The following is an 11,908-nucleotide window of genomic DNA, read 5'->3' as shown; positions in this document are numbered from 1 at the left end:
GGTGTTTTTCGTTGTTACGGCGGTGGGGGCGCCCCTCTCCAGAGGGGCGCCCCCACCGCCGTAATGGACGGGTTTACTCCGCGTCCTCGCTGTCGATGCCCAGGCCTGGGAGGAGGCCGGGGAGGAGGGGTGGGAGGGTGACGTCGGGTTGGGTGCTGGGGAGGGCCGGGGTCGGGGCGGTGGTGCGGGGATCCTTCGGGGGATCGAGGAGGCCGCCGGTGTTGCCGCCGAGGAGGCCGTCATCGGTCGTGCCGGAGGTGGCCGGCTTGCTGGGGCTGCCGGAGGTGGTGCCGCCGGTGCTGTCGGAGGTGCCCTGGCCGGTGCTGCCGGGGGTGGTCGAGTGGCCGGTGTCGGAGGTGCCGGGGGCTGTCGAGCCCGAGCCGTGGCGGGTGCCGCCGCCTTGGGCGGGGGGCTGCGGGAGCAGGGACTGCAGCGGGGCGACCTCTTCGTCTATGGCTTCGAACGCCGACGAGACCTGCTGACTGACGTCCCCGAGCTGGACCGGCAGGCGGTCGCGGAGGGCGCCCCAGGCCTCGCGGTGCGAGCGGGAGAACGCGTCGAGGGCCTGGATGGGGCCCAGGGAGTTCGGGTCGCGTTCATACGCCTCGTGGAGGAGGCGGTGGCCTTCCGTCGCGTCGTGCTGCATGCCGTTCAGGGCGCGGCGGACCTCGCCGAGGGACTCGTGGTCGAGGTCGCCGCTGCGGCCGCGTTCCATGAGCCGGCGGGCCTCGCTCAGCCGGGTGGAGGCCTGGTCGAGGTAGGTGCGCCCGCGTTCGTCGTCGCCGTCGGCCAGGTAGTTGAGTTTGAAGTCCTCGATGCCGCGCTTCAGCCCGTAGAGCCCGTCACCGGGGAGGGCGTCGGAGCTCGCGGCGGCGACCCCGCCGAAGGCGCCCGCCGCGACGCCGACGCTGAGGCCGCCCGCGGTGAGGCCCTTGGCGAGGCGGGAACGCGGTCGGAACTTGCCCAATGGACTGGCCCGGTGCGTGCCCCTCGCCCGGTGGGAGCGTTGCTCCGGCACCGAAGGGTCCGCCGCCTCGCCTCCCGCGGTGCCCGCCTGCAGCATGGCCTCCATAGCGGCGACCAACTGGGCCCGCTGGACGACCTTGACCTCGGGATCGAGTGTCGGCTTGGGCAGCTCGGCGAGACTCGTGGCGAGGGCCAGGAGACGGCCCTGTCCGGTCTGGTCCGCAGCGGCCGGTGCCGGCGGTGGTCCTTCGGTCTGCTCGGCCGCCGTGCCCTCGGAGGAACAGTCGGACTGCTCCTCCAAAGCCTGGGCGAAGGCGTTCGCCCGCCGGTGCGCCGATACGTTCGCGATCACTGGCGGCACCTCCTCTCGTCATGACGGTCGACTCCCTTGGGGTCCTGAGGGTTGCACGCCCCGGGCCGATTCCACACGATCGAGTGATCGGGGTTGGCCGGGACGTGACCACAGGGAGCCTGTATCCCGCACAACGACTGGCGTGGCACTTGGGTTACGGACGGCTGATGATCGGCTCGGGAAGGCAACGGACTTTCACTGAAGGTGAGTTGGGGATGACCGGCAGTGGACTCCGGGCCGGTCCGGTCAGCGGGCGTCTTCGGGCAGGAGCCGGGCGAGGGTGCGGACGGCCCGGTACTGGAGCGTCTTGATGGCGCCCTCGTTCTTACCCATCACGCGCGCGGTCTCGGCGACGGAGAGGCCCTGCAGGAAGCGCAGCGTCACGCACTCCTGCTGCTGCGGGTTGAGCCGCCGTACGGCGTCCAGGAGCGCGGCGTTGGAGAGGGACTCCAGGACGGAGTCCTCGGGTGAGCGCTCGACCTCGTTGGCGTCGAGCATCTCGCCGGTGGTCACCTCGAGCCGGAAGCGGCTCGACTTGAAGTGGTCGGCGACGAGGTTGCGGGCGATGGTGACCAGCCAGGCGCCGAAGTCGCGGCCCTGCCAGGTGAACGTCCCGATGCGGCGCAGGGCGCGCAGGAACGTCTCGCTGGTGAGGTCCTCGGCGGTCGCCTTGCCGCCCACCCGGTAGTAGATGTAGCGGTAGACCGTGTCGCTGTACTGGTCGTACAGGCGCCCGAACGCGTCGGCCTCGCCGGCCTGGGCGCGTTCGACGAGGTCCATCATCCGGGCGCTGTCGCTGTCGGCGGCCGGCCGACGGGCGGTGGCCGTGCCGGTCGCACGTCCCCGTCTGCCGACCGCGGCGGTGCCGTCGGCCAGTGCATAGCACGGGCCGACGGGCGCGGCGGCGGCGAAGGCGGGGACGGCGTACGCGGTGGGGACGAAGCCGCGCAACAGGTCCTGGACCGTAGCGACCGTTGCGCGCAGCGTAGCCAGGCCCGAGGTGTCAACCCCGACGTGTGGGTACACGGGACTCCCAGAGGCAGAGCTTCCATCACGTGCAGTGCGGAACCTTTCACCCGTCGTAGCGACAGGAGGGGTACCGGATTGCGTCTGAGGAGAATAACGCTTCGTGCAGGCCCTGCTACACCGAGTTGCTCAAAACTTCGATTACGTCGCTTCTGTGGTTGATTGATGCCACATCAAGTCGCGGGGAGTGAGCGGTTGTTGATCGGAAAGGATCGAGTTTCGAGGCGGTCTGGGGCGTGTTGTGGCTGTGCGCGGACAATGCGAATAGACGGCCGCCCTGGGGGGTACGACCGTCTATTGGCGCTGGTACGGGATGGGTGGCGGTATGGGTACGGGCGCCCGCGCGCAGTGGCCCCTCGTTACCGCCGGCGCCGGTGCAGGGCGATCGCCGCCGCCGTGCCGCCCGCCACCGCGCCCACGCCGGCCGCCGCCGGGATGCCGACCTTCGCCGCCTTGCGGCCCGTGCGGTAGTCGCGCAGCCGCCAGTCGAGGTTGTGGGCGTGTTTGCGGAGCTTGGTGTCGGGGTTGATGGCGTAGGGGTGGCCGACCAGGGAGAGCATCGGGATGTCGTTGTGCGAGTCGCTGTAGGCGGCGCAGCGGGAGAGGTCCAGGTTCTCCGCCGCGGCCAGCGCGCGCACCGCCTCCGCCTTGGCCGGGCCGTGCAGGGGCTCGCCGACCAGCTTGCCCGTGTACACGCCGTCGACCGACTCGGCGACCGTGCCCAGCGCGCCGGTGAGACCGAGGCGGCGGGCGATCACCTGGGCGATCTCCACCGGGGCGGCGGTGACCAGCCACACCTTCTGGCCCGCGTCCAGGTGGGCCTGGGCCAGCGCCCGGGTGCCCGGCCAGATGCGCTCGGCCATGTACTCGTCGTAGATCTCCTCGCCGATCGACATCAGCTCGGCGACGCGGTGGCCCTGCACGATCGACAGGGCCGAGTCGCGGGCCTCCTGCATGTGTTCGGGGTCCTCGACGCCGGCCAGCCGGAACCACGCCTGCTGCCAGGCGAAGCGGACCAGGTCGCGGGTCTCGAAGAACTTCCGTTTGTGCAGACCGCGGCCGAAGTGGAAGAGCGCCGCGCCCTGCATCACGGTGTTGTCGAGGTCGAAGAAGGCGGCGGCCATCGTGTCGCCGTGCACCGGGAACTGCGGTTCCCGGTCGGCGGTGTCCAGGGCTTCCTGGGACTCCAGGGCTTCCTGGGTCGACTTGCGGGCTGCCTCCGCCGAGGCCTCGCCTGCCAACACGCTCCGCGCCGTGGCGGAGCGCCTACGGGGAGTGAGCCATCCTAGAGCGGCCATGGCGTGAGCATAGCCAGTCTGTTCGGTGGTTCCGGAGTCGAGAGGTTTGAAGGGTGTGAACACTCCGCGACCGCGCAGTTAAAGAGCGCGAGAATGGCCCACATGAGTCCCCTCTTTCGACGTAAGGCAGCCCCGCACGAGCGGGTGGTCACCCTCATCCGCAAGTCCGGTTGTCATCTGTGCGACGACGCGGAGCGCGTGATCGAGAAGGTCTGCACGGAACTCGGCGTGCCCTGGGAACAGAAGGACATCGCCGAGGACCGCCGGCTGTACGACGAGTACTGGGAGCAGATCCCCGTCGTCCTGGTGGACGGCAGACAACACACCTTCTGGCGAGTCGACGAGGACCGCCTGCGCAAGGAGCTGGCCGGGTAGGAGGCGCGGGCGAGGCGCGTGGCAACTGACCGAGCAGTACAAGGGCGGACCGAACGTCGCTTAGGATCGATGGCGGTTTTGTCTCGGGGGCGGGATTCACGAGGAGAGTGGCGGTTTTGCCCCCTGGAATGATGTGCGTGACCCCGGTCACGTTGGCCGGGCAAAACGGACACCATCTTTGTGCACGCGTTCACAAAGACATAGCCTGCTGTCGACGGGGCGGTCTGGGTACGTGTGACCGCCTACAGCCCCGCTCTACCCGCAGGAGCACCGTGGCAACTGGCCGAACTCACCGACCGGCGACCCGTAGCCGAGGGATTCCCGAGGCCACCGTCGCCCGGCTTCCGCTGTACCTCCGCGCGCTGACCGGACTGTCGGAGCGCTCGGTGCCCACGGTCTCCTCCGAGGAGCTCGCCGCCGCCGCGGGGGTCAACTCCGCGAAGCTGCGCAAGGACTTTTCTTACCTGGGTTCTTACGGAACACGGGGTGTCGGCTACGACGTCGAGTATCTCGTCTACCAGATCTCCCGCGAGCTGGGCCTCACCCAGGACTGGCCGGTCGTGATCGTCGGCATCGGAAACCTCGGCGCGGCGCTCGCCAACTACGGCGGGTTCGCCTCGCGCGGCTTCCGGGTCGCGGCCCTCATCGACGCCGACCCGGCGATGGCCGGGAAGCAGGTCGCCGGGATCGCCGTACAGCACAGCGACGGCCTGGAGAAGATCATCTCCGACAACGGCGTCTCCATCGGCGTCATCACCACCCCGCCGTCCGTCGCCCAGCAGGTCTGCGACCGGCTCGTGGCCGCCGGCGTCACCTCCATCCTGAACTTCGCGCCGACCGTGCTGACCGTCCCGGACGGCGTGGACGTGCGCAAGGTCGACCTCTCCATCGAGCTGCAGATCCTCGCCTTCCACGAGCAGCGCAAGGCCGGCGAGGAGGCCGCGGCGGGCGACGGCGTCGTACCCACCGCCGTCAGCCGCGACGACACCACCGACCAGGGGCCCGACGGGGACGTACCCGCCGTGATGCCGGCATGAGTCTCCTCGTCGTCGGACTGAGCCATCGCAGCGCCCCCGTGAGCGTGCTGGAGCGGGCCTCGCTGTCTGCGGACGCCCAGCTCAAGCTGCTCCAGGACACGGTCGCCGCCGAACCGGCCGCCGAGGCCGCCGTCCTCGCCACCTGCAACCGCATCGAGCTGTACGCCGACGTGGACAAGTTCCACGCGGGCGTCGCCGAGCTGTCCACGCTGCTCGCCCAGCACAGCGGGGTCGGCCTGGAGGAGCTCACTCCTTATCTCTACGTGCACTACGAGGACCGCGCCGTCCACCACTTCTTCTCGGTGGCCTGCGGCCTGGACTCCATGGTCGTCGGCGAGGGCCAGATCCTCGGGCAGATCAAGGACGCGCTGGCCCGGGCGCAGGAGCTGCACACCGCCGGACGGCTGCTGAACGACCTGTTCCAGCAGGCCCTGCGGGTCGGCAAGCGCGCCCACTCCGAGACCGGTATCGACCGCGCCGGGCAGTCCCTGGTCACCTTCGGCCTGGAGCAGCTCGCCGCGGGTGCGGACGTGCGGGACTGGGCGCGCGGCAAGCGGGCCCTCGTCATCGGCGCGGGTTCCATGTCCTCGCTGGCCGCCGCCACCCTCGCGCGCGCCGGGGTCGCCGAGGTCGTCGTCGCCAACCGCACCCTGGACCGGGCCGAGCGGCTCGCCCAGATACTCACCGAGGCGGACGGCACGGACGTGTCCGCCCGCGCGGTACCGATGGAATCGGTGCCGGCCGAGCTGACACGTGCTGATGTGGCCGTCTCCTGTACCGGGGCGACGGGCCTGGTCCTGACCGCGGAAGCGGTCGCGACGGCCGTCGAGGGCCGCACGGGCGCGCCCGTCGCCTTCGCCGAGGACGCCGTGACCACGGGCGGGGACGTACGGCCGCTGCCGCCGACCTCCGTCGGCGCCGACGAGAACTGCCCGCTCGACCTGGCCCCCGCACCGCAGGCCGCCGTACCGCAGGCTCCCGTGCAGCAGTCCGGGTTCTCGGTGATGGGGGAGGCCGCCGTGGCCGGCCTGGACGCGGCGACGTTGGAGCAGCACGCCGCCTGGGTCGACAACGCGACCGTGGACCGGCGCCTCGCCACCCGCCGCAGCCCCGAGGCCGACGCCGAGCTGATCAGCGCGCTCGCCGCGCTCGCCGCCACTGTCGGCCGCATCCCCGAGCGCCGCAGGCCCGAGCCCGTCGCCACGCCGGTGCGGCCCGAGCCGGTCCTCTTCCTGCTCGACCTGGCGATGCCGCGCGATGTCGACGCGGCCGCGCACCGGCTCGCCGGGGTACGGCTCGTCGACATCGAGGCGCTCGCGGAGGCCTCCGCCGACGCGCCGATGGCCGCCGACGTCGACCAGGTGCGGCGGATCGTCGCCGACGAGGTCGCCGCGTTCGGCGCCGCGCAGCGGGCCGCGCACATCACACCGACCGTGGTCGCCCTGCGCGCCATGGCCGCCGACGTCGTCGCCGGCGAGATCGCCCGGCTCGACGGGCGGCTGCCCGGCCTGGACGACAAGCACCGCGCCGAGATCGCGCAGACCGTGAAGCGGGTCGTCGACAAGCTGCTGCACGCGCCGACCGTACGGGTCAAGCAGCTCGCGGCCGAGCCCGGCGGCGCCGGGTACGCGGACGCGCTGCGGACCCTGTTCGACCTCGACCCGGAGACGGTGGCCGCCGTGTCCCGGGCCGAGGACAGCACCGAGAAGAACGCAGAGAACCGAGGGCCGGCATGAGCGGCATGAGTACGAGAGCACTGAGACTGGGGACCAGGCGAAGCACCCTCGCCAAGGCCCAGTCCGGGCAGGTCGCGGAAGCCGTGAGCCAGGTGACCGGCCGGCCCGTCGAGCTTGTGGAGATCACCACCTACGGCGATGTCTCCCGCGAGCACCTCGCGCAGATCGGCGGCACCGGTGTCTTCGTCACCGCGCTGCGGGACGCGCTGGCGGGGGGCGAGGTCGACTTCGCGGTTCACTCGCTGAAGGACCTGCCGACCACGCAGCCCGAGGACCTGGTCCTGGCCGCCGTACCGGTGCGCGAGGACCCCCGCGACGTGATCGTCGCCCGGGACGCGCTGAAGTTCACCGACCTGGCCGCGTCCTCCCCGAACGGGGTCGCACGCATCGGGACCGGTTCGCCGCGCCGCATGGCCCAGCTGAACGCGTACGCCCGCACCCACGGGCTGGACGTCGAGACGGTGCCGATCCGCGGGAACGTCGACACGAGGATCCGGTACGTGCAGGACGGCGAGCTGGACGCGGTGGTGCTGGCAGCGGCCGGCCTCAGCCGCATAGGCCGCCTCGACGAGGTCACCGACTTCCTGTCGATAGACACGGTTCTGCCGGCTCCCGGCCAGGGAGCACTGGCGATCGAGTGCGCCGCGGACAACGCGGACCTCATCGCCGCGCTAGGAGAGCTCGACGACCCCTTCACCCGGGTCGCCGTGACCGCTGAACGGTCACTGCTCGCCGCCCTGGAGGCCGGTTGCAGCGCCCCTGTGGGCGCGCTGGCCGACCTGCTGGCCGACGGGCAGATTGTCAAGGAAATGCGCCTGCGGGGCGTCGTCGGCACCACCGACGGCACCCGGATGGTGCAGCTGTCCACCACCGGTCCCGTGCCCGAGACGCATGACCAGGCAATGACGCTCGGTCGCGAACTCGCCGCCGAGATGCTTGCCCAGGGCGCGGCCGGTCTGATGGGGGAGCGAGCACAGTGAGCCCCACCACTCTTCCAGCCGCTGGTCCTGAACACGGGCACGTCACCTTCCTGGGTGCCGGACCCGGGGATCCGGGACTACTGACTCTGCGCGCCGTGGAGGCGCTGGCGCACGCGGACGTCCTCGTCGCCGAGCACGAGGTGCTCGACGTCGTACGGTCGCACGCGAGGCCGGGCGTCGCCGTCGTACACGCGGAAGCGGGTCCTTCGTCGGACCCTCTTCCGGGCACGGGCGCGCCCCTCCCGACGGTCGTTGACGGCACGTCAACAACCGCTGAGGTACCCGCTGTGCGCGATGCCGCACATCTTGTCATGGAGGCCGCGCGGGGCGGCAGGCGGGTCGTCCGTGCGGTGTCCGGGGACCCGGGACTGGATACGTACGCGGCGGAGGAAATGCTCGCGTGCGCGGCGGCCGGCGTTCCCTTCGAGGTCGTACCCGGTGTCGCGGCCGCCGTCGGCGTGCCCGCCTACGCCGGGGTGCCGCTGCGCGACGCGCAGGGCGCGGACGTCCGGTTCGTGGACGCGCGCACGGCTTCGGACCGTTGCTGGACCGAGGTCGGGGCGTCGGACGGGACCGTGGTCGTCTCGACGACGCTCGACTCCGTCGCCTCCGCCGCCGGTGAGCTGGTGTCGGCGGGCCGCAAGCCCGATACGCCGATGACGGTGACGGTGGCCGGTACGACGACCCGGCAGCGGACGTGGAGCGCGACCCTCGGGACCATCGCGCAGACGCTGAAGCAGGCGAAGGCGCTGCCCTCGCCCGAGGGCGGCCGGCCGGTCATAGTCGTGGTCGGCGAGCGTTCCGCCCCTGCCCAGCGCGACCAGCTGGCCTGGTTCGAGTCCAAGCCGTTGTTCGGCTGGAAGGTCCTCGTGCCGCGCACGAAGGAGCAGGCGGTGTCGCTCTCCGACCAGCTGCGGTCGTACGGGGCCGTGCCGCACGAGGTGCCGACGATCGCCGTCGAGCCGCCGCGGACCCCGCAGCAGATGGAGCGGGCCGTGAAGGGCCTCGTCACCGGGCGCTACGAGTGGATCGCCTTCACGTCCGTCAACGCCGTCAAGGCGGTGCGGGAGAAGTTCGAGGAGTACGGGCTCGACGCGCGGGCCTTCGCCGGGATCAAGGTCGCGGCGGTGGGCGAGCAGACGGCCAAGGCGCTGGTCGCGTTCGGCGTGAAGCCGGATCTCGTGCCGAGCGGCGAGCAGTCCGCTGCCGGGCTGCTGGAGGACTGGCCGCCGTACGACCCGGTGTTCGATCCGATCGACCGGGTGTTCCTGCCGCGTGCCGACATCGCCACCGAGACGCTGGTCGCCGGGCTGATCGAGCTGGGCTGGGAGGTCGACGACGTCACCGCCTACCGGACCGTGCGGGCCTCGCCGCCGCCGGCGGAGACCCGCGAGGCGATCAAGGGGGGTGGCTTCGACGCCGTTCTCTTCACGTCGTCGTCCACCGTGCGGAACCTGGTGGGCATCGCGGGCAAGCCGCACAACGTGACGGTGATCGCGTGTATCGGCCCCGCCACGGCGAAGACCGCCGAGGAGCACGGGCTGCGGGTCGATGTGATGGCTCCGGAGCCGTCCGTGCAGGCGCTGGCGGAGGCGCTGGCCGACTTCGGGCTGCGGCGTCGCGCCGCCGCCCAGGAGGCGGGCGACCAGGTCAGCCGGCCCAGCGAGCGCAGGCCGGGGGCCCGGCGGCGCCGCGCCACCTGAGTTCGAAAAGGAAGTGGCCTTCACGATCGCTTGTGATCGTGAAGGCCACTTCCTGTTTTCGGGGACTACTTGATGTAGACCAGACCGTCGGTGGTGACGGTGGGGCGGCCGCTGGTGCCCACGACCACGATCTTGATCGTGTGCTTGGCGCTGCTCGACCAGGTCTTGGTCCAGATCGCCTGGCGGTACAGCGTGGTGGCCGACTTCAGGTCGACCGTCGCGACCTTCGTGCCGTCGACGTAGACGTACGCCTGGCCGGAGGTGGTCGCGCGGGAGACTGCCCAGGCGGCGGAGCGACCGGTGAAGGTCCAGGTCAGGGCTGCGCCCTTGGAGCCGCTGGAGTAGGACTTGCCGCCGAGGTAGCTCGTGCTGGAACGGGCGGTCCAGCTACCGGACTTGACGGCGGAGGTCTCCTGAAGGATCACCGGGGTCGAGGAGAGGGAGGCCGTGCGGTAGTTGCCGGCGTAGTCGTCGGCCCGCAGCGACCAGGTGGTGGCAGTGCCGGGCTTGGCCGTGCGGACGGAGCTGGTGACGGTCGGGCCGAAGGTCGCGGTAGTGGGCGCGAGCAGCTGCACGGAGCGCAGGGCCTTGTCGTCGGCGGCCTTCCAGCCCAGGGTGACCGGGACGGCGGTGGTGCTGACGGTGCCGGTGCGCAGGGACAGCGTCGGCGCGGTGGTGAAGGTCGGCGCCGTCGTCTCCGCCACGACGTTCAGCGCGGCGGTCGTCGTCGTCCTGCCCGACTGGTGCACCGCGCGCACGGCGACGGTGTGGCTGCCCAGCGGCAGGGTGGCGCTCGCGGAGGTCGCGGTCCCGGCGGTGGTGGCCACGGTCTTGCCGTCGGCCAGCAGCTCGAACTTCGAGATCAGCGAGCCGGGCGTGGTGGCCGTCCAGTTCACCGTGAGCGCGCCCTTGGTGTAGTACGTCGAGCCGGACAGGCTCGCGCCACCGGCCACCGAGGTGACCTTCAGGCCCTGCACCGGGCCGGCCGCCCACGCGCGGATCGTCGGCAGCTGGTCGTAGAGCAGCCCGCCGGGGCACTGCGTGTTGTAGCCGTCGCGGTGGCCGGAGATGCGGTTGAAGGTGTAGAGGCTGCCCGAGGTGAAGCTCTTGCCGAAGAAGTTCGTCTGGGTGGCGCCCGCGGTGAGCTGGACGGTCCCGGCCGGGTCGGCGCCGTACTGGCCGAGCTTCCAGGCCGCGAGGCGGGCGATGGAGGTCAGCGCGGCGTTGGTGGCGGTGGTCTGGGTGTAGTCACCGATGACGGCGACGGCGTCGGCCTCGCGGTTCCAGCCGTAGGTGTGGGCGCCGAGCACCGGCAGGTCCACACCGCCCTTGCGGCCCTCGTACAGGGTGCCGCACTTGTCGACGAGGAAGTTGTAGCCGATGTCCTTCCAGCCGCTGACCTGCACGTGGTACGCGTAGATGCTGCGGATGATCGACGGGGTCTGGTCGCAGGTGTAGTCGTTGGTGCCGTCCGTGTGGTGCACGAACATCGCCTTGACGTCGTTGTTGTACTCCGGCGCGTCGGGGCTGATCGACTCGTCGGCGCCCCAGTCGGCGCGCGAGCGGATCGGCGGCTCGGGCACGGTGGACTTCGGCGCGGTGGGCGGGGGCGCGACGGTGGCCGACGGGGTCGTCGTCGGGGACGCGGTGCCCGTCGAGGCGCTCGCCGTGACCTCGGGCGCGGTGTCCGTCGGCGACGCGGAGACGGTGTCGGTGGGCGCGGCGGAGACCGTGTCGGACGGCGACGCCGAGGCCGTGTCACCGGGCGAGGAGGACGCGGAGGGGTCGGGGTTCGTGGTGTCGGACGCCGTCGGGTCGGGCGTGCCGTCCATGACGAAGCCGGCCGGCTCGGCGCCGGTCTTCGTCTCGGCGGCGGTCGCCACGCCGGGGTCGACCAGGTTGACCTGCAGCCCCTTGGGCAGCGCGGCGCTGGTGCCGTTCTTGCGGACCACCTGCACCTGGACACCGTCGGACGGGCCGACCCAGACCGGCTCGGACGCGCCGCGCACCTTCGGGCCCGGCCTGTCCAGCGGGTCGACGTCCAGTTCCAGGTCGTGCCAGGCACTCCACTGACCGGTGGCCACGCTGCGGGTGCGCACCTGCGCGGTGCCGACGAGTCGCTTGGCGCCGCCGGTCCAGGTGACGCCCAGCAGCGAGAACCGCTCGGTGTCCGTGCGCGGCATCTCCCGCCGGTCGGCCGAGGACGCCTTCAGCGCGAGGTCGTAGACCTTCACCGGCCGCTTGGGCCGTGCCGAGTGATCGGGGGACGGATTGGCGGCGGCGTAGGTCACCACGCCTCCGCCGCCCAGGACCACCGCACCGAGCGTCAGCCAGGCCCGTCTCTTCATGCTCAGCGGTCTGTACGCGCGCGTTCCACCCCGACGCCGACGTCGACTCACGACGAAATCCACCCCTGTAGTCACAAACGCTGGTCA

9 protein-coding genes are annotated in these 11,908 nt (G+C 71.5%); 5 read left to right on the top strand and 4 right to left on the bottom strand.

Annotated features, from left to right (window positions below):
* Positions 1 to 73: 73 nt before the first annotated feature.
* The 3 genes from B5557_RS19260 to B5557_RS19250 all read right to left on the bottom strand — a co-directional run bounded on the left by B5557_RS19260 (position 74) and on the right by B5557_RS19250 (position 3,642).
* The gene (locus B5557_RS19260; RefSeq protein ID WP_079660636.1) at positions 74 to 1,318 is read right to left on the bottom strand and encodes a DUF5667 domain-containing protein; all 1,245 of its coding nucleotides are present in this window, start codon (positions 1,316 to 1,318) and stop codon (positions 74 to 76) included.
* Between the two features lie 246 nt (positions 1,319 to 1,564).
* Complete coding sequence (locus tag B5557_RS19255) at positions 1,565 to 2,344, bottom strand: ECF subfamily RNA polymerase sigma factor, BldN family (RefSeq protein WP_079660635.1); 780 nt, start codon at positions 2,342 to 2,344, stop codon at positions 1,565 to 1,567.
* Between the two features lie 359 nt (positions 2,345 to 2,703).
* Complete coding sequence (locus tag B5557_RS19250; protein WP_079660634.1) at positions 2,704 to 3,642, bottom strand: HAD family hydrolase; 939 nt, start codon at positions 3,640 to 3,642, stop codon at positions 2,704 to 2,706.
* 93 nt (positions 3,643 to 3,735) lie between these two features.
* Here B5557_RS19250 and B5557_RS19245 point away from each other — a divergent pair, with 93 nt between their 5' ends.
* From B5557_RS19245 to B5557_RS19225, 5 genes are all read left to right on the top strand, one after another.
* Complete coding sequence (locus tag B5557_RS19245; protein ID WP_079660633.1) at positions 3,736 to 4,017, top strand: glutaredoxin family protein; 282 nt, start codon at positions 3,736 to 3,738, stop codon at positions 4,015 to 4,017.
* Between the two features lie 272 nt (positions 4,018 to 4,289).
* On the top strand, positions 4,290 to 5,054 hold the full coding sequence (locus B5557_RS19240) for a redox-sensing transcriptional repressor Rex (protein ID WP_079660632.1): 765 nt from the start codon (positions 4,290 to 4,292) through the stop codon (positions 5,052 to 5,054).
* Positions 5,051 to 6,790: a glutamyl-tRNA reductase gene (locus tag B5557_RS19235; protein ID WP_079660631.1), complete on the top strand. Its 1,740-nt coding sequence runs from the start codon at positions 5,051 to 5,053 to the stop codon at positions 6,788 to 6,790. The genes B5557_RS19240 and B5557_RS19235 overlap by 4 nt, the downstream gene beginning before the upstream one ends.
* 5 nt (positions 6,791 to 6,795) lie before the next feature.
* Entirely contained in the window at positions 6,796 to 7,770 is a 975-nt protein-coding gene (gene hemC, locus B5557_RS19230; protein WP_079660630.1) for a hydroxymethylbilane synthase, read from the top strand.
* Positions 7,767 to 9,473 (top strand): uroporphyrinogen-III synthase, encoded by a 1,707-nt coding sequence (locus tag B5557_RS19225; protein WP_079660629.1) that lies wholly within the window; start codon positions 7,767 to 7,769, stop codon positions 9,471 to 9,473. The genes hemC and B5557_RS19225 overlap by 4 nt, the downstream gene beginning before the upstream one ends.
* A gap of 65 nt (positions 9,474 to 9,538) precedes the next feature.
* On the opposite strand, the gene B5557_RS19220 is transcribed toward B5557_RS19225, so the two are convergent.
* Positions 9,539 to 11,821 carry a peptidoglycan recognition protein family protein gene (locus B5557_RS19220; RefSeq protein ID WP_079660628.1) on the bottom strand — a complete coding sequence of 761 codons (2,283 nt, stop codon included), beginning with the start codon at positions 11,819 to 11,821 and terminating at the stop codon, positions 9,539 to 9,541.
* Positions 11,822 to 11,908 lie beyond the last annotated feature (87 nt).

It is taken from the genome of Streptomyces sp. 3214.6, assembly GCF_900129855.1.
In the GTDB taxonomy this organism is placed as follows: Bacteria; Actinomycetota; Actinomycetes; order Streptomycetales; family Streptomycetaceae; genus Streptomyces; species Streptomyces soliscabiei.
The sequence above is the reverse complement of the archived record's forward strand: the minus strand, read 5'-3'. Positions and strand labels throughout refer to the sequence as shown.